Here is a 24145-nt window from a genome sequence, read left to right as displayed (position 1 = left end):
ATGGACATGCCCAGCACCAAGCCCGACATCACCAAGCTCCGCGTCAACGGCCAGCGCCTGTGGGCCTCGCTGATGGAGCTGGCGCAGATCGGTGCGACAGAGAAAGGCGGTGTCTGCCGCCTGACGCTGACCGACCTCGACAAGCAGGGCCGCGACCTCGTCACGCGCTGGGCACGAGAGGCCGGCATGACGGTCACCATCGACCAGATCGGCAACGGCTTCATGCGCCGCGCGGGCCGCAACAGCAGCCTGCCGCCCATCATGACCGGCAGCCACATCGACACCCAGCCCACCGGTGGCAAGTTTGATGGCAACTACGGCGTGCTGGCCGGCATCGAGGTCGTGCGCACTCTCAACGACCACGGCATCGAGACCGAGGCGCCCATCGAGGTCGCGTTCTGGACGAACGAGGAAGGCTCGCGCTTCGTGCCCGTCATGATGGGCTCGGGCGTGTTCGCCAAGGCCTTCACGCTGGAGCACGCCTACGCGGCCACCGACACCGAAGGCAAGACGGTCAAGGGCGAGCTGGCGCGCATCGGCTACATCGGCGATCAGGTGCCCGGCGACCACCCCATCGGCGCCTACTTCGAGACCCACATCGAGCAGGGCCCGGTGCTGGAGGACCACGACAAGACCATCGGCGTCGTCACCGGCGTGCTGGGCATCCGCTGGTACGACTGCGTCGTCACCGGCATGGAGGCCCACGCCGGCCCCACGCCGATGGCATTACGCCGCGACGCGCTGCAGGTCGCGACAAAGCTGATGCAGGAGGTCGTCGCCTGCGCCCACCGCCACCCGCCGCACGGCCGCGGCACCGTGGGCATGGTGCAGGTGCACCCCAACAGCCGCAACGTCATCCCTGGCCGCGTGAAGTTCAGCATCGACCTGCGCAACGCGACCGACGCGCTGTGCGAGGCGATGGATGCCGACATCCGCGCAGTGGCGGCGAAGCTGAGCGCCGAGAGCGGCCTGCCCATCGAGATCACGCCCGTCAGCAACTACCCCGCGCAGCCCTTCCACGCCGACTGCATCGCCGCCGTGCAGAAAGCCGCCGACGCGCTGGGCTACAGCAACATGCCGGCGGTGTCAGGCGCCGGCCACGACGCCGTCTACATGGCCCGCCTGGCCCCCGCCGGCATGATCTTCATCCCCTGCAAGGACGGCATCAGCCACAACGAGATCGAGGACGCCAAGCCCGAGCACATCGAGGCGGGGTGCAACGTGCTGTTGCAGGCAATGTTGGAGCGGGCTGGTTGATTTCAGCCCGCCAGGCCGACGGGTGACATCACCGTCGCGACGCCTGCTCGCCGAACTGAAACGTCATGGTCGATCTGCCCTTCGAAGCGCTGCTCTTCGCATTGACGTTCATCGGTCTGACGGGGTTCTCGACTGCCCCTTATCGCGCCTACGAAGCTGCCCGCTTCGTGTATCGCTCCAGGGCGAGCATAGAGTCCCTGTCGGCGATGCTTGCCGCTGGCCTACTGTTGTACGCATGGGGCTCCATCTACCAGCGCATCATCTTCGGCTGCCTCGTCAATATGGTCTGCGGTCCAAACCGTTCACAAGGCATCCTCCTGCTCGCCGGATTTGGAATCGTCGTTGCTGGCTATGAGCTGCTTCGGCTCATAGCCATGCGTCTCTATCGCCGACAGCGCACCTGAAAGAAAATGCTCTCACCTGATCCGCCGTCGGTCTTCACGGGTCTCGTTGGTCGGGACCCAAGGTATTCACCGCGTGAAAACAGACACCGGGCGGCTACACGGTGTGCCGCCGCGACTGCCGCGCGCCTCAGCCCTCCAGCTGACTCAAATCCCGCACCGCGCCCTTGTCCGCCGACGTCGCCAGCAGCGCATAGGCCTTCAGCGCGGCTGACACCTTGCGCGGACGCGCCTCGGCCGGCTTCCAGCCCTTGGCGTCCTGCTCGGCGCGGCGCTTGGCGAGTTCCTCATCGCTGACCAGCACGTCGATCGTGCGGTTGGGGATGTCGATGCGGATGCGGTCGCCGTTGCGCACCAGGCCGATGGCGCCTCCGGCTGCCGCCTCAGGCGAGCAGTGACCAATGGACAGGCCCGACGTGCCGCCGGAGAAGCGGCCGTCAGTCAGCAGCGCACAGGCCTTGCCCAGGCCCTTGGACTTGATGTAGCTGGTCGGGTAGAGCATTTCCTGCATGCCGGGGCCGCCCTTGGGACCTTCGTAGCGCACCACCACGACGTCGCCGGCCTTGACCTTGTCGTCGAGGATGTTGGCCACGGCCTCGTCCTGGCTTTCGACGACGTGGGCCGGGCCCTCGAACACCAGCAGGCTGTCGTCCACGCCGGCCGTCTTCACGACACAGCCGTCCAGCGCGATGTTGCCGCGCAGCACGGCCAGGCCGCCTTCCTTGCTGAAGGCATGCTCGACCGAGCGGATGCAGCCCTCGGCGCGGTCCAGGTCCAGGCTGGGCCAGCGGGTGTTCTGGCTGAAGGCCGTCTGCGTCGGGATGCCGGCCGGGCCGGCCATGTAGAAGGTCTTGACGGCGTCGCTGGGGTTGCGGGCGATGTCCCACTGGTCCAGCGCGTCCTTCATCGTCTTGGCGTGCACGGTGGGGGCATCGGTGTGCAGCTTGCCGGCGCGGTCCAGCTCGCCCAGGATAGCCATGATGCCGCCGGCGCGGTGCACGTCCTCGATGTGGTACTTGTTGGTGTTGGGCGCCACCTTGCACAGCTGCGGCACGTCGCGCGACAGGCGGTCGATGTCCGTCATGTCGAAGGCGATGCCGGCTTCCTGTGCCGCGGCCAGGATGTGCAGGATGGTGTTGGTGGAGCCGCCCATCGCGATGTCCAGCGTCATCGCGTTCTCGAAGGCCTTCTTGCCGATGGCGCGCGGCAGCACGCTCTCGTCATTGCCTTCGTAGTAGCGCTTGCACAGCTCGACGGCCGTGCGGCCGGCCTGCTTGAACAGCTCCTCGCGGTCCGCGTGCGTGGCCACCACCGTGCCGTTGCCCGGCAACGAGAGGCCCAGCGCCTCGGTCAGGCAGTTCATCGAGTTGGCCGTGAACATGCCCGAGCAGCTGCCGCAGGTGGGGCAGGCCGAGCGCTCGACTTCGGCGAGGTCGGCGTCGCTGACCTTGCTGTCGGCGGCCATGACCATCGCGTCGATGAGGTCCAGCTTCTTGATCTCGATCTTGGCCGTGCCGGGCACCGCCAGGCGCACCTTGCCGGCCTCCATCGGGCCGCCGGAGACGAACACGACGGGGATGTTGAGCCGCATCGCGGCCATCAGCATGCCGGGGGTGATCTTGTCGCAGTTGGAGATGCACACCAGCGCGTCGGCGCAGTGGGCATTGACCATGTACTCGACCGAGTCGGCAATGATGTCGCGGCTGGGCAGCGAATACAGCATGCCGTCGTGGCCCATCGCGATGCCGTCGTCCACGGCGATGGTGTTGAACTCCTTGGCCACGCCGCCCACGCGCTCGATCTCGCGGGCCACCAGCTGGCCCAGGTCCTTCAGGTGCACGTGGCCGGGCACGAACTGGGTGAAGGAGTTGGCGATGGCGATGATGGGCTTGGAGAAGTCGTCGTCCTTCATGCCGGTGGCGCGCCACAGCGAGCGGGCACCTGCCATGTTGCGGCCGGCGGTGGAGGTCTTGGAGCGGTAGGTAGGCATGGCGGTGCGGGCGGGTCGATGCGGAATCGGGAACTCGCGATTGTCCGGCCCCGCCGGCCGCCGGTGAAATCCGCGGGCCCGCCGAAAGCTCGGTTGCCCCTTGCCGAATGCTCAGCCCTCGCGCCTCACCCGCCACGCCTGCACCACGGCCCAGGCCAGCTCCGGCAACAGGAACAGCAGCAGCACGGGCTGGCCCGTCTGCGCCCAGGCCCAGGCCATCCACAGGCTGAACAGCCCGCGCGCCGCGGCGTCGTAGCGGCCGAACTGCTGCGTCGGCGCGCGCAGCCGCAGCACGGACCACACCAGCACGACGCTGCCCATCAGCAGCGCGAACAGCATCTGCAGCGGCGCGAACGCCGGCAGCGGCTGGCCGCCCAGCGCGTGGTTGACGGCGCCGAGCTGACCAAAGGCGATGGCGAAGCTCCACGGCGTGGCGAACGGTGCCGTGACGACGAGGTCATAGGCCGCGCTCGCACGCACGACGCATCGGAACTGGGAAGGATTGAAAGAGAACATGAACACTGAGGACGTGATGACGGCGCGCATGCTCGACCCTGGACTACGCTCCAGGGTCAAGCACTTTCGCCCACCGCCCCGACGTCCATGCAGATCGGCACCCTGTCCGCCCGCACCGGCCTGAGCCGCGACAGCCTGCGCTTCTACGAGAAGCGCGGCCTGCTGCAAGCCCGCCGCGCCGCCAACGGCTACCGCGACTACCCCGAGGAAGCCGTGCAGTGGCTGGGCTATGTGCGCACGGCCCAGCAGCTGGGCTTCACGCTGGCCGAGATCGCGGCCGACCTGCCACGGCTGGCCGCGGGCGACGCCGCCGCCCCGGCGCTGCGGGCCACGCTCGCGCGCAAGCTGGCGGACATCGACGGCCGCATCGCGGCGCTGCAAGGCCTGCGGACCGAGCTGGCGAGCCGGCTGGCCGACACCCCGGAGAACGGCATGGACTGCCCGTTGCGACCCGCATGAACTGGCCCGCACTGCTGGCCCGCCGCCCCTGGACCGCCGCCTTCGGGCTGGGCCTGGGTCTGTCGCTGTGCACTGCGCCGGCCAGCCTCGGCACGGCGCTGCTGGCCAACGCGCTGCTGCCGGACGGCTGGTTCGGCGAGTCCGCAGCGGGCAACATGGGCGAACTCAGTTCGCTGGGCTTCCTGCTGCTGGGCGTGTTCCTGTTTCCGGCCTGGGAGACGCTGCTGGGCCAGTGCCTGCCCATCGAGCCGCTGCGCCGGCTGCGGGCCCCGGCGCTGGCCTGCGTGATGGCGAGCGCCACGCTGTTCGGCGGCGCGCACTGGGTGAACGGCGGGCTGGGCCACGGGCTGACCACCTTCGTCGCCGGCAGCCTGTTCGCGCTGGCCTACTGGCTGTGCCGGCCCGCCGGCTTCCGGTTCGCGGCCGTGGCGGCCTACAGCACCCACGCCGCGCACAACTTCCTCGTCTGGTTCGTCCTCGGCCCGCTGCTGGGCGGCTGACCGTCAGGCCACGGCGCTGCGCACCGCCTCGCGGACGAGGCCGTCGAGCTTGCCGGTGATCTGCGTCAGCTCGCCCGACACGACGGCGAACTCGCGACCCGAGTGACCCGCGCGCGCCGCGACGACCTGGGCGTTGAACGACACGATGCGCGCATGCTTGGCGATCAGCTCGATGTCGCCCATGACGGCCGTCAGCTGCTTCTTGGCCGACGCGGCCTGCTGGCGGGCGAGGTCCTCGTAGAGCTGGGTCAGGCGGTTCAGCGTGGCCAGCAGCGGCGTGGCGGCGTCCACCAATTCCTCCAGCAGCGATGCGGCGCTGTGCATGTGCGCGGCCAACGCATCCAGCGTGCGCTGCGCCAGCTCGACGAAGGCGACGATTCGCTCGTTGGCCTTGTCTGCACCGAAATAGGCCTCCTTCAGCTCGCCGCCCATCAACTTGGGCGACAGCTCGCCATCCAGCAGCGCGGCGTGCGCGTCGCGGAAGATCGCCAGCGCATCGTGGGCCGTGGCGAGCGCGCCCTCGCGCCCCTGCGAGGCCAGCAGCGCGTAGAGCACCAGTCGCTGCGACGTGAAGCGGCGCCGGCCCGACAAGTTGATGGACTTGCTGAATAGCTCGCCTGCCGTCTGCTTGGGTGCAGCGGCTGCCCGCTTTGGTGCATCGGTGGGGGCATGCGAGAGGTGCAGCATCTTGGACTCCGTGATCTGGTTCACGACCGGCATCGCCACTGCTGGCAGGCCTGCCGGCCTTGCCTCAGGGTTAGCACGGGGCATGCCAACGGAGCCCTAGTTGGAGGTCGACGGTGACAGCGCCAGTGCCAGCCCGATCACACGGCGCCCGGGCGCATCCCAAAGCGCGAGCGTCGCGCGAAGGGTCGCTTCGTCCTCCGCCGCAGCACCCAGCGTGCGTCGCTCGGCCCAGCTGTCGTCCCGGCCACCGTCTTCATCGTGATGCTCGTGAGGGGTGCCTTCGCTACAGGCCTTGCAGAGCATGCGGACGGTGGACGTCCAGTCCTCGACGTAGACGTGCGCGCCGGACGCCATCTCGTCAAGCGCCTCGATGGCGTCGGGCGACCCGACCTCGACGTCCAGCTCGAAGGTCGCCATGCGCGAAGGAGCATGCAGCTCCAGTACGTTGAAGACGTCGTACTCGCGCCCTCCGGAGGTCCGCGTCCCGGTGGGTGCCCCATCGTGAAGGACGATGTCGCCGAGCCTGAAACCCGAGGCCGGGAACGGGATGTTCATGATGAGCACCCGCACGGGATCGATGCGCTTGCCCCAGACCACCTCGCCATGGGTGTCGGGGTTGAGGCGCACCGGCGCCGTGCCGAAATCGTCGTCGATGGGTCCGTCACCTTCGGCCACCTTGATGCCCAGACGCTGCCATGCGGCCCGCGCCGTGGCCCAGTCGCACAGCGCCGTCGCGGCGATGGCGAGATTCCAGTTCGCCGCCTCGCCATCCGGCTGCAGCTCGACGGAACGGCGATTGAACTCGCGCGACTCGACCCATTCGCCACGGTACTTGTGGATGAGGCCGAGGTTGTAGAGCGTCGACGGACGCGCCGGATCGAGTTGGAGCGCCTCGTGGTACAGGCGCAGCGCCTCGTCGTCGTCGGCACCATCGAGCGCATGCGCCTGCTCGTGCAGGTCCTGGGCCTGCTGCTTCGCATCGCTGCTCATGCCAGCCTCGCCAGCCGCCTCGTTGCTTCGGCCAGCGTCTCGTCCCGCTTCGCGAAGCAGAACCGCACATGCCGCCGCTCCTGCGGCTGCTGGTAGAAGACCGACAGCGGGATCGCGGCGACGCCGATCTCGGTCGTCAGCCACTTGGCGAAGTCCAGCTCGGAGCGGTCAGACAGGGCGCGGTAGTCCACCGTCTGGAAGTAGGTGCCTTCGCAGGGCAGCAGCTTCAACCCTGTCTCGGCGAGCGCGGCGCGGAAGGCGTCGCGCTTGGCCTGGTAGAAGCCGCTCAGGCCCTGCCATGGCGCCGGGTCGGCGAGGTAGGCGGCGAGTGCGTGCTGCGTCGGCGTGTGGACCGTGAACACCGTGTACTGGTGCAGCCGCCGGAACGCCGCACTCAGGGCCGGCGGCGCGGCGACGAAGCCGACCTTCCAGCCCGTCACGTGGAAGGTCTTGCCGAAGCTGCTGACGAGGAAGCTGCGTTCGCGCAGCCCAGGAAAGCGCGCCACGCTCTCGTGCGGCGCACCATCGAAGACCATGTGCTCGTAGACCTCGTCGCTGACGACGAACAGGTCATGCGCTTCGGCGATGCGCTCCAGCTCGCGCAGGTCGTCGCTGGTGGCGACGCGGCCGCTGGGGTTGTGCGGCGTGTTGATGACCAGCGCCCGCGTACGCGGCGTGATGGCGGCGCGCACGGCCGCCCAGTCGATGCGGTAGTCCCCCGTCATCGGCACGCCCACCGGCACGGCGCCGGCGAGGCGGATGGCGGGGTCGTAGCTGTCGTAGGCCGGCTCCAGGATGATGACCTCGTCGCCCGCACCGACGCAGGCATGCAGCGCCGTGATGAGGCCCTGCGTGCCGCCGGCCGTGACGGTGATGTCGCGGTCCGCGTCGTAGGCCGAGCCGTAGAGTCCGTTGAGCTTGGCCGCGATGGCCTGTCGCAGCGCCGGCACGCCTGTCATCGGCGGGTACTGGTTGTGGCCCGCGGCCATCGCGTCGGTGACAGCCTGCAGCAGCACCGGGTCGGCGCCGAAGTCCGGGAAGCCCTGGCCGAGATTGACGGCGCCGTGCTCGGCGGCCAGCGCCGACATGACGGTGAAGATGGTGGTGCCCGTGTTGGGCAGCTTGGCAGGCAAGGCGGGCATGGTGCCCGCCATTGTGCAAGCGCCGCTGTCAGTGGCCGTGCTCGATGGGGTCGTAGCGCTGGCCGCGCAGCAGTGCCAGCGGCGAGCGCCAGTAGATGTCGACGTTGTGCAGCGGGTCGGTCAGGATCTTGACGACCCAGGCCAGCCCCCAGCTCGGGCTGCGCAGCACGGCCAGCTGCAGGCCGCGCAGCACGAGGCCGGAGGCGCCCAGCATCAGCCAGGCCCACCCGACGTCGTGCAGATAGCCCGAGGTGCCGACTGCCGGCTCGATGAGCCCGAACAGGCCGCGGCTGAGCGCCAGCAGCGCCGGCACGGCCAGCCAGACGCCGATCAGCACGGCCTTGCGGCGCATGTTGAAGCCGGCCTTGATGGCCTCCTTGTGCGCGTCGCTGGCGCCGTTGACGTGGTCATAGCCACGCGGTTCGAAGAAGATGTGGCCGCTCTGCCGCGTGACCATGCCGACGCACCAGCCCAGCCAGGCCGCCGCGGCGGGGTCGAAGAACAGCAGCCCGTAGGCGACCAGGAAGCTGATCGCGCTGACGAGGTGCAGCGCCTGGTTGAAGCGGCACTGGTGGTAGTAGCGGTGGTCGTCCCAGCGCAGGGTACGGACCTGGTCCCAGAACATGGACATGATGGAGAAGCCTCCTCGGACACGCGCAACGCGTGTCCGCAGCCTGACCGGCGCGCATGAAAGTCCGGTTACGCGCAGCAGGCGTCGCGCTGCCGAATGGCCGAGTCTTGACCCAGCGCAAACCAGCAGCGCTCAGTCAGGCGTCGCGCCCTCGCCGTGCGGCGGGCCGCCCATCAGCACGCGGCGTGCGGCCAGGCCGATCGGGAAGCCGAACAGCAGGCAGTGCGCCGCGATGGCCGCGCCGTCGATGCGCAGCGGCAGGAAGGGCAGATGCAGCGCCGACAGCGGCAGCACGACGTGGTTCATGCCGAAGTAGACGACGAGGCCGTAGGCCAGCCCGGCCGCCGCGGCGTTGCGCAGCAAAGCCGGCAGGCGCCGACCCGCGACACAGAAGATCGCCGCCCAGACCAGCGCGATGGCGTAGTGAAGCACCACGCCCAGCGCAAACGTCGCCGGCCCGCCACCGAAGGCCGCTTCGCGGCCGATGAGGCCGGCGGCGACGCCCTGGAACACGCTCAACTTCATGCCGTAGTAGCTCAGCGCGAAGACGAGGTCGCCGGAACCGGCCAGCAGGCCGCCCCAGACGATGGCACGGGTCAGAGGTTTCATGCGACGCTCCCGGGCGGCCCCTTGAACTCGACGACGTTACCCTCGGGGTCGCTGAAGTAGATCGACGGGCCTTCGCCCTCCGCGCCGTAGCGGCTTTCGGTCGCGCCGGCCTGCACGCCATGCGCCGCGAGGTGGGCGCGAAGGGCGTCGCCGTCGAAGGGCTCGACGCGCAGGCAGAAGTGGTCGAGGTTGCGCCCTTCCACGCCCGGTGCCGCGCCGCCCATGCGGCCCAGCTTGGCGTCCACCGTCACGAGGTCGATCAGCGACCGGCCGGCGCGCAGCTGCACGAGGCCGATCTCGTCCTGCCGGCGCTCGATGCTGCAACCCAGCACGCCGACGTAGAAGGCCAGCATCGCGTCGAGGTCGACGATGCGCAGCACGAGGTGGTCGAGGCCGAGCAGGCGGAACATGGCGGTCACTCCTTCATGCAGCGCAGCTCGGGCGCTTGCCAGCCCCAGACGACGCGGGCCTCGCCCTGGTGCTCCCAGTAGCTTTCGTTGCGCCCGGCGTAGCGGCTGCCGCTGGCGGCGGGCTGTTGCGTCATCAGCGATTGCTGGTCACCCCGCTCGGCGATGAGGCTGGGCGGCTCCGTCGCGTTGAAGAACCGGACGGCAACCTCGCTGCCGTCCTCGCAACGCCAGCGTGCCGTGGCCGACACCGCCACGAGCCGGTAGCGCGCCTGCAGCTCCAGCAGGCGCCGCATCGACGACTCGCGCACGCAGGCAGCGCGGGCCTCGATGGCGCCGGGCGCGGCCGGGTCGGCCCCGGCCTTCCAGCAGTCGTGCCGCTCGCGGCGCCAGCCTTGCTGCTCGGCGGCCAGCACCGGCGGGTGCTTGTTCACCGCGCGGCGCTGCGCGCCCGCAAACGCCTGGGCGACACGGGTATCCAGCAGTGCCAGCCCGGCGCGCTGACAGACCAGCTCCTCCACGCTGCCGCGGGCTTGGCGAGTGCGGCAGGTGGGCGCACGGCGGGACTCGTCCAGCGCCTGCTGCACGCGCCGGCACCAGGCCGGGCTGCCTCGCTCGGGCGCGTCGCGCAGGCCCAACTCGTGTTCGACGGCGCCCTGCCATTCGGCCGAGCCGAGGTCGGGACCATGGCCGTCGCCACCCAGGCGGGCCTGCACCTCGTGCTGCCAGCGCGCGTCGCAGCCGGGTGCGGCGTGCGCCAGCGCCGTGAAGCAGATCAGTGCGGCACCGAGCAGGGTCTTCATGACAGCTCCAGCGGCGCCGGGCCGCGGTTAGAGGAAGCGCTCCAGCAGCCGCTTCGATGCCCTGTCCAGCGCCCAGCGGTCCGGCACCTGCAGCTGCACGCCATGCGTGGACGTGATGAGCAGCCGGCCTTCCTCGAGACGGCGGATGTCCTCCTCGCTCTTCAGCACGAAGTCGATCTCGCCGCGGTCGGTCTCAATGCGCCAGGTGCTGGGAGTCGCGAAGGTGTTCACCGAGATCAGCCGCTTGAGCACGGGGTGGAACTCGCGCGCGGCCAGCTCGGCCTCCAGCAGGCGGCGCGGGCCGTCGGGCAGCGCGGAGATGCGTTCGACCCAGGCCAGCTCATGGCCATGCACGCCGACCAGCGACACGCCCTCGTCGGGCGCAGAGATCGGATGGGCGCGCACAGGCGTCACGCCGACGTGGGTGGCACCGTCCAGGTCGGTCAGCACCAGGCGGCCATTGGCGTCGAGCGCCAGGTCGCGAAAAGGCAGGTTGCTCATGCGTTCACCGTATGCGCGTTGGGGTTGGGCGCGACGACCATCAGGCCGCTGTCTTCGTCGCCTTCAGCATCGACGCGGCGGGCCTGCGCCTCCCACAGCCGCCAGTAGTGCCCCTGCAGCGCGATCAGCTCGTCGTGCGGGCCCAGCTCGACGATCTCGCCGCGATCCATGACGACGAGCCGGTCGGCCTTGCGCAGCGTGGACAGGCGGTGGGCGATGGCGATGGTGGTGCGGCCCTTCACGAGGTTGTCGAGAGCCCGCTGGATTTCCTTCTCGGTCTCGGTGTCGACCGCGGACGTGGCCTCGTCGAGGATGAGGATGGCAGGGTCGATCAACAGCGCGCGGGCGATGGAGATGCGCTGGCGCTCGCCTCCCGACAGGCCCTGGCCGCGCTCGCCGACGAGGCTGTCGTAGCCGTGCGGCAGGCGCAGGATGAACTCGTGCGCATGGGCCGCGCGGGCGGCGGCGACGATCTCGTCGCGCGTCGCGTCGGGCTTGCCGTAGGCGATGTTCTCGGCGATGGTGCCGAAGAACAGGAAGGGCTCCTGCAGCACCAGGCCGATGTGGCGGCGGTAGTCGGCCACCTTGACGCGGCGCAGGTCCACGCCGTCGACCTTGATGCCGCCCTCGGTCACGTCGTAGAAGCGGCAGATCAGGTTGACCAGCGTGCTCTTGCCCGAGCCGCTGTGGCCCACCAGGCCCACCATCTCGCCGGGGCGGATGTCCAGGTTCAGCGAGCGGATGATGGAACGCGAGCCGTAGCGGAAGTTGACGCCCTGCATCGAGATCGCGCCGGTGACGTTCTCGAACGGCTGCGGGTTCACCGGGTCGGGCACGTTCGAGACGTGGTCCAGGATGTCGAAGATGCGCTTGGCGCCGGCCGCGGCCTTCTGCGTGACGGACACGATGCGGCTCATCGAGTCGAGACGGCCGTAGAAGCGGCCGATGTAGGCCAGGAAGGCGGTCAGCGTGCCCACCGTGATGCTCTGGTGCGCGATCAGCCAGATGCCCACGCCCCACACCACCAGCAGGCCCATCTCGGTCAGCAGCGCGACCGTGGGCGTGAACAGGCTCCAGGTCTTGTTGAGCCGGTCGTTGACGTGCAGGTTGTTGATGTTGGCCTCCTTGAAGCGTCGCGCCTCGCGCGACTCCTGAGCGAAGGCCTTGACGACGCGGATGCCGGGGATGGTGTCGGCCAGCACATTGGTGATCTCGCCCCAGACGCGGTCGATCTTCTCGAAGCCGGTGCGCAGCCGGTCGCGCACGAGGTGGATCAGCCAGGCAATGAACGGCAGCGGCACCAGCGTCGCCAGCGCGAGGCCGGGGTGGATGCTGAACAGGATGATGGACGTCATCGCCAGCATCAGCACGTCGGTGATGAAGTCCAGCGCGTGCAGCGACAGGAACACGCTGATGCGGTCGGTCTCCGACCCGATGCGCGACATCAGGTCGCCGGTGCGCTTGTTGCCGAAGTACTCCAGCGACAGGCCCAGCAGGTGTTCGAACGTCGTGGTGCGCAGGTCGGCCGCGATACGCTCGGACACCAGCGACAGCAGGTAGGTCTTGGCCCAGCCCATGGCCCAGGACACCAGCGCCGCACCCAGCAGGCCGCCCAGCAGCAGCGTGACGAGGCCGGGGTCGATGGCCTGGCCGTTCTGGAACGGGATCAGCACCCTGTCCATCAGCGGCATGGTCAGGTAGGGCGACACCAGCGTCGCGCCGGTCGCGCCGAGCATCAGCGCAAAGCCCAGCAGCAGCTGGCCCTGGTAGGGCCGCGCGAAGCGCCACAGCCGCAGCAGCACCCAGGTGCTGGGCGGCTTGCTGGATTCGCCGAAGTCGAAGTCCTCACCCTCCTCCTCGTCGACACGCACGGGCTCGCCGGCACGGCGCTGCTGCTCGCGCTCGAAGGCGTCCACCAGCTTGACGGCGGCCGGGTTGCCGGCCAGCGTGAAGCGCCAGCGCGCCAGCCTCTTTTCGGTGTCAAAAAGTTCCAGGAAGGCCAGGCCGCCATGGTCGCTGAGCTTGAGAGCCAGCCCCGGCGCGAGCGGGAAATCGCTCCACGAGCCGCTGGCGGGCTCGAACGCCAGCAGGTGTGCATTCGTCAACGCGATCAGGCCCTGGCCGAAGTGCCCGTGGGCGTCCAGGTCAACCTCCAGCGTGGCCACCACGTTTTCCCCAGCCAGGAGTCGCCCATGGAGGGCGGCCGTTTGAGGATGAGTCGATGGGGCGGGAAGTTGATCTGGCATGTTCTTGTGGGCTCCAAGGGGCTGACGCGATTCTCCCCGATGACTTCGGCGCACAATTCCACGCGCTAGCCGCGCCTACCTCCTACCCCATGAGCCAAAAAGAAGTCATCCGCCAGGACATCCAACTGTTGCGCGTCAATTACCTGCGCGGGCCCAACATGTGGACCTACCGCCCGGTGCTGGAAGTCTGGCTGGACCTCGGTGAGCTGGAGGATTTCCCCAGCCACCAGCTGCCCGGCTTCAACGACCGCCTGACCGCCGCCCTGCCCAACCTCATCGAGCACCACTGCGGCGTCGGCGAGCGCGGCGGTTTCCTGGAGCGGCTGCACGAAGGCACCTGGTGCGGCCATGTGCTGGAGCACATCGTCATCGAGCTGCTGAACCTGGCCGGCATGCCCACCGGCTTCGGCCAGACGCGCTCCACGTCCAAGCGCGGCGTCTACCGCATGGTGTTCCGCGCGCGTGACGAGCAGGTCGCCCGGGCCGCCCTGGCCGAGGGCCACGCGCTGATCATGGCCATGATCAACGACCGGCCCTTCGACGTGCCCGCCGCCGTCGCCCGCGTGCGCGACAAGCTGGACGACTGCTACCTCGGCCCGTCCACGGCGGCCATCGTCGCGGCCGCGACGGACCGCCGCATCCCGCACATCCGCCTGAACGACGGCAACCTCGTGCAGCTGGGCCACGGCGCGCGCCAGCGCCGCATCTGGACGGCCGAGACCGACATGACCAGCGCCATCGCCGAAGGCATCGCCGGCGACAAGGACCTGACCAAGACGCTGCTCAAGGCCGTGGGCGTGCCCGTGCCCAGCGGCCAGGAGGTCAAGACCGCCGCCGAGGCCTGGGGCGTCGCGCAGGACATCGGACTGCCGGTCGTCATCAAGCCCAGCGACGGCAACCACGGCCGCGGCGTCACGCTGGACATCTCGACCCAGGCCGACTGCGAAGCCGCCTTCAAGCTGGCCGATGCCGAGGGCTCGTCGGTGCTGGTGGAGAGTTACATCCCCGGCAACGAGCACCGCGTGCTGGTCGTCGGCGGCCAGGTCGTCGCCGCCGCGCGCGGCGAGGCCGCCTGGGTGCACGGCGACGGCGCACACACCATCGCGCAGCTGGTCGACCTGCAGATCAACACCGACCCGCGCCGCGGCCTGACCGAGGACTTCCCGCTCAACCGCATCCAGCTCGGCGAGGACCCCGTCGTGCTGCTGGACCTGCAGCGCCAGGGCTTCACGCCCGAAGCTGTGCCGCCGCAGGGCAAGGCCGTGCTGATCCAGCGCAACGGCAACGTCGCCATCGACTGCACGCCCGACGTGCACCCCGAGGTCGCGCACGCGGTGTCGCTGGCCGCGCGCACCGTGGGGCTGGACATCGCCGGCGTGGACCTCGTCACCGAGGACATCTCCAAGCCGCTCGCCGAGACCGGCGGCGCCATCGTCGAGGTCAACGCCGGCCCCGGCCTGCTGATGCATCTGAAGCCCGCCGGCGGCGCGCCGCAGCCCGTGGGTCAGGCCATCATCGACCACCTGTTCGCCGAGGACGAGACCGGCCGCATCCCCATCGTCGGCGTGGCCGGCTCGACGGGCGGGCGCCAGATCACGCGCCTCGTCGCCTGGCTGCTGCACCTGAACGGCCGCCACGTCGGCCTGGCCTGCAAGGACGGCCTGTTCCTCGGCACGCGCCGCGTCGAGAAGCGCGACAGCGCCCGCTGGGACGCCGCCCACCGCCTGCTGATGAACCGCGGCGTCAACGCCGTCGTCGTCGAGAACAGCCCTGCCTCCATCCTGCGCGACGGCCTGGCGTATGACCGCGCCGCCGTCGGCGTTGTCACCGACCTGGGCGGCATCGATGCGCTGGCCGAGTTCGACGTGCAGAACGAGGACCAGCTCTACAAGGTGCTGCGCACGCAGGTCGACGTCGTGCTGAGCGACGGCGCCGCCGTGCTGAATGCGGCCCACCCCCGACTCGTCGACATGGCCGAGCTGAGCGACGGCGAGGTCGTCTTCTACGCCGAGGACGCCGGCCTGCCCGCCATGCAGCAGCACCGCGAGCGCGGCGGCCGCGCCGTCTTCCTGCGCGGCGGCGCCGCCGTGCTGGCGCAAGGCCCGGCCGAGACGCCGGGCGCCAACATCGACGCGCTGCTGCGCCGCTTCGGCGCCGGCGCGACGGACGCCTCCACGCTGCTGGCCGCCGTCGCCGCGGCCTGGGCGCTGGGCATCTCGCCCGAGCTCATCGCCGCCGGCCTCGACACCTTCGTCCCCGAACTCCACCTGGCCTGAAGCCTCCACGGCTTCAGCAGAGCTGAACTCCAAAACAAAGCACCGCCAAACAACATGGACGTTTCCCGCACCCGCGCGCTGCGCGGCCCCAACATGTGGAGTCGCCACACGGCCATCGAGGCCGTCGTGCATTGCGCCGAGGCCGAGCGCTCGCTCGAACGGTTGCCCGGCTTCGAGGCCCGCCTGCGCAAGCTCTTCCCCACCATCGGCGCGCTGCGTGCTGACACCTCGCTGGCCCAGGTGCTGGAGCAGGCCACGCTGGCACTGCAGGCCCAGGCCGGCTGCCCTGTCACGTTCAGCCAGACGCATGTGACGCCCGAGGCCGGCACCTACCAGATCGTCATCGAGTACAGCGAGGAAGACGTCGGCCGCCTGGCCTTCGAGCAGGCCGTCAAGCTCGTCAACGCCGCGCTCGACGGCGGCGAGTTCGACGACGACGCCGTGCTCGCCGCGCTGCGCGAGCTGGACGAAGACATCCGCCTGGGCCCCTCGACCGGCTCCATCGTCAACGCGGCGCAGGCGCGCGGCATCCCGTTCCGCCGCCTGACGCAGGGCAGCCTGGTGCAGTTCGGCTGGGGCGCCAAGCAGCGCCGCATCTGGGCCGCCGAGGTGGACGCGACCAGCGCCGTCAGCGAGTCCATCGCGCAGGACAAGGACCTCTGCAAGCGGCTGCTGCAATCGGCCGGCGTGCCCGTGCCCATCGGCCGTCCGGTCGAATCGCCGGACGACGGCTGGGCCGTCGCGCTCGAGATCGGCCTGCCGGTCGTCGTGAAGCCGCAGGACGGCAACCAGGGCAAGGGCGTGACCGTGAACGTCGTGGACCGCGCGCACTTCGACATCGCCTACAAGGCCGCCGACGAGATCGGCCAGGTCATGGTCGAAAAGTTCCTGCCCGGCGGCGACTACCGGCTGCTGGTCATCGGCGACAAGCTCATCGCCGCGGCCCGCCGCGACCCGCCGCACGTCATCGGCGACGGCCAGCTGACCGTCAAGCAGCTGGTCGACAAGGTCAACGCCGACCCGCGCCGTGGTGACGGCCATGCCACGTCGCTGACCAAGATCCGCTTCGACGACATCGCCGTCGCGCGCCTCACGCAGCAGAACCTGACCCCCGAATCCGTGCCGGAGAAGGGGCAGCGCGTCATCCTGCGCAACAACGCCAACCTGAGCACCGGCGGCACTGCCACCGACGTGACGGATGACGTGCACCCCGAGGTGGCCGCCCGCGCCATCGCGGCGGCGCAGGTCGTGGGCCTGCATGTCTGCGGCGTGGACGTGGTCGCCGAGAGCGTGCTGCGGCCGCTGGAGGAGATCAACGGCGGCATCGTCGAGGTCAACGCCGCGCCGGGCCTGCGCATGCACCTGAGCCCCAGCTTCGGCAAGGGCCGCAACGTCGGCGAGGCCATCATCGGCCACCTGTTCGGCACGGGCCCCAAGGCCGAGGACGGTCGCATCCCCGTCGTGGCCGTCACCGGCACGAACGGCAAGACCACGGTCACGCGCCTGATCGCCCACCTGTTCGCCAGCTGCGGCCTGAAGGTCGGCATGACCAACACCGACGGCGTCTACGTGGACGGCCGCCAGATCGACAGCGGCGACTGCTCCGGCCCCAAGAGCGCACGCAACGTGCTGATGCACCCGGACGTGGAAGCCGCCGTGCTGGAGACCGCCCGCGGCGGCATCCTGCGCGAAGGCCTGGGCTTCGATCGCTGCCAGGTCGCCGTTGTCACCAACGTCGGCGCGGGCGACCACCTGGGCATGAACTTCCTGCACACGGCGGAAGACCTGGTGCTGGTCAAGCGCGTCATCGTGCAGAACGTGGCCCCCTCCGGCTACGCGGTGCTGAACGCGACCGATCCGCTGACCGCGCAGATGGCCGCCATCTGCCCGGGTCAGGTCATCTACTTCGCGGCCGACCGCCACCACCCGGTCATGGCCACGCACCGCGCCCAGGGCAAGCGCTGCGTCTACGTGGACGGCGACCAGCTCGTCGCCGCGCAGGGCGTGTGGCGCGAGAGCATCCCGCTGCGCGACATCCCGCTGACGCGCGGCGGCGTCATCGGCTTCCAGGTCGAGAACGCGATGGCCGCCGTCGCCGCCGCCTGGGGTGTGGGACTGGACTGGGACACCATCCGCCGCGGCGTGGCCAGCTTCGCCAACGACGCCGACAACGCGCCGGGCCGCTTCAACGTGATGGACTACAAGGGCGCCACCATCATTGCCGACTACGGCCACAACGGCGACGCGATGAGGGCACTGGTCGGCGCCGTCGCCGCGATGCCGGCCAAGAAGCGCAGCGTCGTCATCAGCGGCGCTGGCGACCGCCGTGACGAGGACATCCGCGTGCAGACCGAGATCCTCGGCGCCGCGTTCGACGACGTCATCCTCTATGAAGACGCCTGCCAGCGCGGCCGCCAGGCCGGCGAGGTCGTCGCGCTGCTGCGCGCCGGGCTGGAAGGCGCGTCGCGCACGACGCACATCGAGGAAATCGTCGGCGAGTTCATCGCCATCGACCGCGCGCTGGCCCGCCTGCAGCCGGGCGACCTGTGCCTGGTGCTGGTGGACCAGGTGGAGGAAGCGCTGGCGCATCTCGCCAAGCGGATCAGCGAGGGCTGAGGCCGGGCAGAGAACAGCGCCTGCGCGCTGTTCGACGCCGGCCGAAGGACAAGCGCCATGCGGGGCGCTTGCCATGATCAACCTGCTGAGCACTTGCCCGCGCGCCTCCTCGCGGGCGGGTCTCGAGGGCATGCTCCGCGCATGAAGCTGCCCTCCCTGCTCGCCCTGTCGCTGCTCGCCGCGGCGACTGCCTTCGCCCAGGTCCCGAAACTCGAAGTCGCCCGGCCGGACAAGCTGCTGAGCATCGTCGACAAGCTGCCCGCGGCATCGACAGTGCGGCCGGCGGAACAGGACCTGACGGCCTATCTGCTCGTCTACTTCAAGGACGAGACGCACGACCTCTACTTCGCCACGTCGCCCGACGGCTACACGTTCACCGACGTCAACGGCGGCCAGCCCATTTTCCTGGGCCGCGTGCTGGCCGAGCAGAAGGGCGTGCGCGACCCGCACCTGATGCGCGGGCCCGACGGCGCGTTCTACCTGTCGATGACCGACCTGCACATCTTCGCCAAGCAGGCCGGGCTGCGCGAGACGGACTGGGAGCGCCCTGGCGAGGAATACGGCTGGGGCAACAACCGCAACCTCATCTTCATGAAGTCGCTGGACCTCATCCACTGGACGCACAGCCGCGTGCCGGTGGCCAGCCTGTTTCCCCAGCAGGGCGACCTCGGCGTGGCCTGGGCGCCGGAGACGATCTGGGACGAAGCCTCGCAACGGCTGATGGTGTACTTCACGACGCGCGTGAAGAAAGGCCAGGACCACCTCGTCTACAGCTACGCCGACGCCGATTTCACGACGCTGACGACGCCGCCCGAGCCGCTGTTCACCTACCCGGTGAAGGGCAAGAGCGCCATCGACGGCGACATCACGAAGATCGGCGACCGCTACCACCTGTTCTACGTTGCCCACGACACGCCGGGCCACCTGCGCCAGGCGATCTCCGAACGCGTCAACGGCGGCTGGGTCTTCAACCCGCAGAAGATCGACTCCGAGACCGTCGCCACCGAAGCACCCAACCTGTGGCGCCGCCACGGCACCGACACCTGGGTGCTGATGTACGACGTGTTCGGCGCCAAGCCGCGCAACAACATGGGTTTCTCGGAGACGACCGACTTCGTCCACTTCAAGAACCTGGGCCGCTTCAACGAACCCGATTCGCCGATGAAGGCCACCAACTTCGTCGGCCCCAAGCACGGCGCGGTCATCGCGATCTCGCCCGAAGAGGCGGCGCGGCTGCAGGGCTACTTCAAGCCCTAGAGGCGCTACCGGTACTTGGCCAGCAGGCGGCCCAGTTCGCCGTCGGCGATGAGGCCCTGGATGGCCTTGTTCAGCGCCGTCAGGCTCACCGGGCTGGCGGGCGACAGGGCGCACTGGGCCAGCACCTCCGACACGACCAGCGGCGGGTGCAGCGCCAACGTGAACTGACCCGTGCGACGCTGGTAGTCCAGCACGCGCCGGCCCGTCAGCGCGTGCTGCACACGGCCCAGCTCCAGCTTGCGCAGGTTGGCCACCGCATCGGGCGCGTCGTCGCGCACGAAACCGTCACGCAGCAGGTTGGCCATTTCCGGGTAGACGTAGCCGCGCACCGCACCGATGGGCTGGCCGGCCAATGCCGTCAACCCGGCCGGCGCGGGCGCCGAGGCCGCGGTGACGAGCAGTGCCTGGTCGGGGATGAAGGGCCGGCTCCACGCGAAGTTGCCGGGCAGCCAGTCGCTCTGGTAGTCGCACAGCAGGTCGCCTTCTCCGCGCTGCAAGGCTTCGGCGAGCCGCTTGCGCGGCACGGGTCGGGCCACCACGTCGCGGCCCAGGCGTTGGCCCAGCGCGCGACCAAGGTCCAGATGCAGGCCTTCGACGACGCGGTCGCCGTCCAGCCGCGCCTGCGGCATCAGCGCGCTGGTCTCCACCAGCAGCACCAGCGGCCGCAGCGGCTGCGCGGGGACGAGCGCACACGCCAGCAGGCCGGCAAGACCGGCCAGCGTCCATCGTGTCCAGCGTCCCCATGCCCTCGCCATGCCCGGCATCATGCCGCGATCGCGAGCCTGACCGCGCCCGCAAGGCCATTGCCTGCCCCGACCGGCGTGATCAGCGCACGAAAACCCGCCCACCCTGCGCGGCAAAAGCCACGCCGCCGCCGCTAGACTGCCCCGATGAACTCCCTGCCCGCCGTCGCCCTGGCCCTCGCGCTGGCGCAAGCCCAGACGCCACCCGGCAGCGTCGTCCCCGGCGCGGCCCCCATCCCGGCGGACGACAAGCTCTACCAGGCGCTGGGCGGGCTGGACAACATCCGGGCCTTCACGGACGACTTCTACGACAGCATGCTGAAGGACCCGCGCATCGCGCCGTTCTTCGACGGCATCAACCAGAAATTCCTCAAGCACTCGCTGGCCGACTACTTCTGCGTCGTGGCCGGCGGGCCCTGTGTCTACGAAGGTGTCAGCATGAAGGACGCCCACGCCCACCTCGGCATCGCCAAGGGCGACTTCAACACGCTGGTGGAACACCTGCAGCGCGCCATGGACCGGGCTCACGTGCCCTTCGCCACGCAGAACCAGTTGCTGGCCCGCCTGGCCTTCTTCCACCGCGACATCGTCACCCGCTGACCCGGCTCACGCACGGCTAACGGCCTGTCGGCGTCGGCGCGGGCACGGCCTTGGGTTCGCTCGCGGTCACGCTGCTGGTGACCGGCCGGATGGCACGGTAGGCCGAGCGCTCCACAGACTCGACAAGCTTGCCGATCAACACCGTGCCGCTCATCTGGCTGCCGACGTCCAGCGCCGTGGAGTCAGGGTCGGCGTACTTCGTGTGGTCCTCGTGGCGCTCGCGCTTGAGCAGCGTCATCGTCCTGGCGTCGAAGCTCAGGCGCTCGAAGACCATGTAGGGCGCCACGAAGGTGGAGGCATGCGCCGTTTCTCCGGTGCGAGGGTTGACGGTGCGATAGTCGCCGTCGGCCTCGCTCGTGACCATGCCGGCCGCCTCGCCGTTCGCCATGCCGTCCATGTCGAAGTCCTGGCGCGCGAGGGGCTGCACGAAGACGCCGACGCCGCCGAGCCCGGTGCCCAGACCCTGCGCGTCCAGGTCGCCGTAGGCCGGCACGATGACCTCGATACGGTCCCAGCCCTGCCGCTCCGGCAGGCCGGAGAGGTGCTGGAGCAGCGCCGCGAGCACGAGGCCCTGGCGCTCGCCGGCACGGGCCTTGGCGAGCCGGCCCGCCAGCTCGGCGGGCGCATCCCATTGCAGCAGCACATGCCGGGCGTCGGGCTCGTCCTCCGTCAGCGCCTTGTCCAGGCCGCGCAGCACCGCGTAGTTCAGCGCCTGGCCGGATAGCTGCAGCGTCTTGCGCGTGTAGGGCTCAGCACGGCCGCTCGACAGCTTGAGCTGGCGCACCACGTCCACACGGTCGCCGATGGCGGCGACCAGGGCGATGGTCTTCGGCGGCGACGGTGCGTCTGTCGCCGCGGCTGCGGCCAGCGGCAGGACCAGGGCGAGCAGGATGGCGGATCTCACGGGTGTCATCGGCGGGTCTCGGAGGGCGGCAGACCGGGGCGGTCAGCGGGTGCGGGTCACTTCAAAGCCTGGTTGAGCACGGCGGCCAGGCGCGCGGCGGCCAGGCGGACACGTGCTTCGGCATACGGGCGCTTGGCATCGAGGTAGGCGCCCCCGAGCTTGTGCTGCCATTCGCCGTCCTCGCCGCGTGGATACAGGCCCTGAGCACCGATACCCTTGCAGGATTCGACGGCCCAATCGGCCGGGCTGCCCAGTGCCTCCGGCGCGACGGGCGGCATGCCGCCCTGCCGCAGCTGGGTGGCGTACTTCTCGGGCGAGAGGATGGCCGATTCGAGCTCGTAGTAGTCCCAGACGGTGTGCAGGTTGGTGGGGATGGGCCCGCCCGCCACCTGCCGCCGGGCACCTCGCCCCTCCGGCGCAACGGCGGTGCGCAGGCTGACCTGGTACTTGTTGCCACCGGCGTCGTCGCCACCCTCGGACATCTGGCGCGCGCCGGCATGCAGCGGCTGGTGCACGTCGCCGATGAAGTGGACGAGGAACTTCAGCGCGTCGCGGCGCGCCTCGGGCGGCTGCGCGGTGTCGGCGAGGATCTGGCGCTGCGCGTCGATGGCCGCGATCACGCAGTTGCCGCCCGGGCAGTCACGCGGCGGCTGGTAGTCGCAGCGTTCGGGGTCGAGGTCCACGTAGTGCCACTTGGAGGTCTTGCGGGCGAGGTCCGAGTCGCTGCCACGCAGCTCGTCGGCCCAGGAAGCCACGCCGGCGAGCGTCGGGACGGGCTCCCCCTGCAGCAGCTGGGCGACCTGCTGCTGCGCGGCGGGCGTCAGCAGCGGTTGCGCCAGGTCACCGACCAGCCAGTGGCCGAGGTGGCTCCAGGCGAAGGCCGTGGGCGTGGCGACGAGGGCCCCCACGGCGGAAAAGGCGATCAGGGTGCGGCGGAGCCGCTGGCGAGAAAAGTTCATGTTCATGCAGTCCAAATAGAACAGCCCTGTCGCGAAGGCAGGGCTGCATGTTCAGAGCGAAAGGGCCGGCAGACGCCCGACCCCGAGGCAGTGGCCCGTTAGCGGCTGCCGAGTCCGGTCAGGTTGTCCGAGTCGAGAACGTCGTACTCCACGGTGGGGTCCCACCAGGGATCAGCCGATGCTGCCGTCGGCACGCTGCCCTTGCCGATGCCGGCCTTGCGATGCAGCGTGTGCTTGATGGCCGGCGTGGCCGTGCCGCCCCAGCTCAGACCGACCGTGGGACGCTTGCCCAGCACGCCGAAGCTGTCGATCACCGCGCAGGTCGTCACGCCCGACGTGTCGCGAGCGCAGGCCCGCGGAGCCGTGCCCGTGTCGGCCGTTGCAGACTTCAGCAGCAGCACCACGTCGTCGCCGTTGAAGGCGGTCACGTCGGAGGTGCCGGTCGGGTTGTCGTTGCGACCGGGGATCAAGCCGGCCACCGAGGTGAGTCCCGTCAGGGCGGCCTGGTAGTTCACGATCAGCTGCGTGGCACCGGGAGCCAGCGTGCCGCTCAGGTGCAGCGCTGCCGTCGGCGTCGCGCCCGTCGCAACGGGGGTGGTGTAGGCCGGGCCACGACCGTTCGACCACAGTTCCACCACGTAGTAGCTCAGATTGACGGCATGTCCGGTCGGGTTGTAGATCTCCAGCGCCTTGTTGTTGCTGGAGCCCGAGATGTATCGGTTGATGAACAGCTCAGGCGTGTCGATCGTGATGCTGCCGCTCTTGGCAACCGGCTTGCTGCCGGCCGGGCCGGTCAGCGTCATGGCGATCGTGTAGTTGCCGGTGGCCGCGTAGGCGTGCGTCAGGGTCGTCGAGGTCACGTCGGCGGTGTCTTTCGTGAGGTCGCCCCAGTCCACACTCAGCCCCGTGCCATTGGTGGCCGTGATGCCGGTGATGGTGACCGCCGTTCCCGTCACGCCACTGGTAGGCAGCGTGGCGGTCAGTGCCAGCACGGCCGGGTCGACGATCGTGATGCTGCCCTTCTGCTCGGCCGAGCTGCCGTTGTTGCCGGCCAGCACCATGTCGATGGTGTAGCCGCCTGACGTGGCGTAGGTGTGTGTCAGGCTCGTCGAGCTGGTCGCCGGTGTCTCTTTCACGCCGTCGCCCCAGTCCACCGACAGCGCCGTGCCGTTGGCGGCGGCGATGCCCGTGACGGTGTACGGCACGCCTGCCGTGCCGGTGGCCGGCAGCGTGGCGGCCAGCGTCGGCGCCGGGCTGACCACGACGGCGCCCGTCTTTTCGACGGCAGGGCCCCAGCCGAGGACCGCCATGTCGATGGTGCACGACCCGGCCTTCACGCAGGTCGCGGTCGAGGCATAGGTGTGGGTCAGGCTGGTCGGGATGGCAGCCGGGGCGTCCTGCGTGCCGTCGCCCCAGTCCACCGTCAGCGACGTGGTGTTGGCGGCCATGATGCCGGTGATGGTGATCGGCACGCCCGCCGTGGCCGTCGTCGGCAGCGTGGCGGACAGCGTGGGTGGCAGGTGGGTGTCGCCACCGTCGCCGCCACCGCCGCACCCGGCCATCGCAGCCAGCACCATCGCTGCCGCACCGGCCATCCAGAGATTGATCTTCTTCATGAAGGGATTCCTTACCTCACCGGCGACGTCGCCGG

At 69.8% G+C, this 24145-nt stretch carries 23 protein-coding genes; 8 read left to right on the top strand and 15 right to left on the bottom strand.

Translation table 11 applies throughout. From position 1 onward, the window contains the following. Both ACG04R_RS24945 and ACG04R_RS24940 read left to right on the top strand, forming a co-directional pair. Positions 1-1257 (top strand): Zn-dependent hydrolase, encoded by a 1257-nt coding sequence (locus ACG04R_RS24945; RefSeq protein WP_394416562.1) that lies wholly within the window; start codon positions 1-3, stop codon positions 1255-1257. Positions 1258-1322: 65 nt separating this feature from the next. Beyond that, the gene (locus tag ACG04R_RS24940; protein WP_394416560.1) at positions 1323-1661 is read left to right on the top strand and encodes a hypothetical protein; all 339 of its coding nucleotides are present in this window, start codon (positions 1323-1325) and stop codon (positions 1659-1661) included. Positions 1662-1788: 127 nt separating this feature from the next. Here the strand turns inward: ACG04R_RS24940 and ilvD are convergent, their stop codons facing one another. Then, entirely contained in the window at positions 1789-3648 is a 1860-nt protein-coding gene (ilvD, locus tag ACG04R_RS24935) for a dihydroxy-acid dehydratase (RefSeq protein WP_394416558.1), read from the bottom strand. A gap of 111 nt (positions 3649-3759) precedes the next feature. Next, positions 3760-4164 carry a hypothetical protein gene (locus tag ACG04R_RS24930; protein WP_394416556.1) on the bottom strand — a complete coding sequence of 135 codons (405 nt, stop codon included), beginning with the start codon at positions 4162-4164 and terminating at the stop codon, positions 3760-3762. A gap of 87 nt (positions 4165-4251) precedes the next feature. Here ACG04R_RS24930 and ACG04R_RS24925 point away from each other — a divergent pair, with 87 nt between their 5' ends. Next, complete coding sequence (locus ACG04R_RS24925) at positions 4252-4623, top strand: MerR family transcriptional regulator (protein WP_394416554.1); 372 nt, start codon at positions 4252-4254, stop codon at positions 4621-4623. Then, positions 4620-5123: a hypothetical protein gene (locus ACG04R_RS24920; RefSeq protein WP_394416552.1), complete on the top strand. Its 504-nt coding sequence runs from the start codon at positions 4620-4622 to the stop codon at positions 5121-5123. Before ACG04R_RS24925 ends, ACG04R_RS24920 begins: the two co-directional genes overlap by 4 nt. A 3-nt stretch (positions 5124-5126) precedes the next feature. On the opposite strand, the gene ACG04R_RS24915 is transcribed toward ACG04R_RS24920, so the two are convergent. From ACG04R_RS24915 to ACG04R_RS24875, 9 genes are all read right to left on the bottom strand, one after another. After that, positions 5127-5834, bottom strand: a complete 708-nt coding sequence (locus tag ACG04R_RS24915; RefSeq protein WP_394416550.1) for a type IV pili methyl-accepting chemotaxis transducer N-terminal domain-containing protein — start codon at positions 5832-5834, stop codon at positions 5127-5129. 72 nt (positions 5835-5906) lie between these two features. Further along, positions 5907-6800 carry a tetratricopeptide repeat protein gene (locus tag ACG04R_RS24910; RefSeq protein WP_394416548.1) on the bottom strand — a complete coding sequence of 298 codons (894 nt, stop codon included), beginning with the start codon at positions 6798-6800 and terminating at the stop codon, positions 5907-5909. After that, complete coding sequence (locus ACG04R_RS24905) at positions 6797-7954, bottom strand: methionine aminotransferase (protein WP_394416546.1); 1158 nt, start codon at positions 7952-7954, stop codon at positions 6797-6799. The genes ACG04R_RS24910 and ACG04R_RS24905 overlap by 4 nt, the downstream gene beginning before the upstream one ends. A gap of 16 nt (positions 7955-7970) precedes the next feature. Next, positions 7971-8573, bottom strand: a complete 603-nt coding sequence (locus ACG04R_RS24900) for a hypothetical protein (RefSeq protein WP_394416544.1) — start codon at positions 8571-8573, stop codon at positions 7971-7973. A 132-nt stretch (positions 8574-8705) separates the two neighbouring features. Further along, positions 8706-9182: a hypothetical protein gene (locus tag ACG04R_RS24895; protein ID WP_394416542.1), complete on the bottom strand. Its 477-nt coding sequence runs from the start codon at positions 9180-9182 to the stop codon at positions 8706-8708. Then, a complete protein-coding gene (locus ACG04R_RS24890; protein WP_394416540.1) occupies positions 9179-9592 on the bottom strand; it encodes a VOC family protein in 414 nt (137 codons plus the stop codon). Before ACG04R_RS24890 ends, ACG04R_RS24895 begins: the two co-directional genes overlap by 4 nt. Before the next feature lie 5 nt (positions 9593-9597). After that, positions 9598-10392, bottom strand: coding sequence for an MliC family protein (locus ACG04R_RS24885; protein WP_394416538.1), 795 nt, complete (start codon positions 10390-10392; stop codon positions 9598-9600). A 27-nt stretch (positions 10393-10419) separates the two neighbouring features. Beyond that, positions 10420-10893, bottom strand: a complete 474-nt coding sequence (locus tag ACG04R_RS24880; RefSeq protein WP_394416536.1) for a cyanophycin metabolism-associated DUF1854 family protein — start codon at positions 10891-10893, stop codon at positions 10420-10422. Next, on the bottom strand, positions 10890-13139 hold the full coding sequence (locus ACG04R_RS24875) for a cyanophycin metabolism-associated ABC transporter (RefSeq protein ID WP_394416534.1): 2250 nt from the start codon (positions 13137-13139) through the stop codon (positions 10890-10892). Before ACG04R_RS24875 ends, ACG04R_RS24880 begins: the two co-directional genes overlap by 4 nt. A gap of 89 nt (positions 13140-13228) precedes the next feature. Here ACG04R_RS24875 and ACG04R_RS24870 point away from each other — a divergent pair, with 89 nt between their 5' ends. The 3 genes from ACG04R_RS24870 (at position 13229) to ACG04R_RS24860 (ending at position 19288) form a co-directional block, all read left to right on the top strand. Beyond that, complete coding sequence (locus tag ACG04R_RS24870) at positions 13229-15415, top strand: cyanophycin synthetase (protein ID WP_394416532.1); 2187 nt, start codon at positions 13229-13231, stop codon at positions 15413-15415. Positions 15416-15469: 54 nt separating this feature from the next. Beyond that, positions 15470-18031: a cyanophycin synthetase gene (gene cphA / locus ACG04R_RS24865; protein ID WP_394416530.1), complete on the top strand. Its 2562-nt coding sequence runs from the start codon at positions 15470-15472 to the stop codon at positions 18029-18031. A gap of 141 nt (positions 18032-18172) precedes the next feature. After that, positions 18173-19288, top strand: coding sequence for a glycoside hydrolase family 43 protein (locus ACG04R_RS24860; protein ID WP_394416528.1), 1116 nt, complete (start codon positions 18173-18175; stop codon positions 19286-19288). A 5-nt stretch (positions 19289-19293) separates the two neighbouring features. On the opposite strand, the gene ACG04R_RS24855 is transcribed toward ACG04R_RS24860, so the two are convergent. Next, the gene (locus tag ACG04R_RS24855) at positions 19294-20043 is read right to left on the bottom strand and encodes a substrate-binding periplasmic protein (RefSeq protein ID WP_394416526.1); all 750 of its coding nucleotides are present in this window, start codon (positions 20041-20043) and stop codon (positions 19294-19296) included. Positions 20044-20178: 135 nt separating this feature from the next. Here ACG04R_RS24855 and ACG04R_RS24850 point away from each other — a divergent pair, with 135 nt between their 5' ends. Continuing rightward, positions 20179-20631 (top strand): group I truncated hemoglobin, encoded by a 453-nt coding sequence (locus tag ACG04R_RS24850; protein ID WP_394416524.1) that lies wholly within the window; start codon positions 20179-20181, stop codon positions 20629-20631. A 16-nt stretch (positions 20632-20647) separates the two neighbouring features. Here ACG04R_RS24850 and ACG04R_RS24845 read toward each other — a convergent pair whose 3' ends face one another. The 3 genes from ACG04R_RS24845 to ACG04R_RS24835 all read right to left on the bottom strand — a co-directional run bounded on the left by ACG04R_RS24845 (position 20648) and on the right by ACG04R_RS24835 (position 24110). Further along, positions 20648-21535 carry a hypothetical protein gene (locus tag ACG04R_RS24845; protein WP_394416523.1) on the bottom strand — a complete coding sequence of 296 codons (888 nt, stop codon included), beginning with the start codon at positions 21533-21535 and terminating at the stop codon, positions 20648-20650. A 56-nt stretch (positions 21536-21591) separates the two neighbouring features. Next, positions 21592-22494 (bottom strand): S1/P1 nuclease, encoded by a 903-nt coding sequence (locus tag ACG04R_RS24840; protein WP_394416521.1) that lies wholly within the window; start codon positions 22492-22494, stop codon positions 21592-21594. A gap of 98 nt (positions 22495-22592) precedes the next feature. Next, on the bottom strand, positions 22593-24110 hold the full coding sequence (locus ACG04R_RS24835; RefSeq protein ID WP_394416519.1) for a lamin tail domain-containing protein: 1518 nt from the start codon (positions 24108-24110) through the stop codon (positions 22593-22595). Between the last annotated feature and the right edge of the window lie 35 nt (positions 24111-24145).

Source organism: Pelomonas candidula (assembly GCF_043555985.1).
Classification (GTDB): Bacteria; Pseudomonadota; Gammaproteobacteria; order Burkholderiales; family Burkholderiaceae_C; genus Pelomonas; species Pelomonas candidula.
Note: the sequence above shows the minus strand (reverse complement) of the source record. Positions and strands in the feature narration are given on the sequence as shown.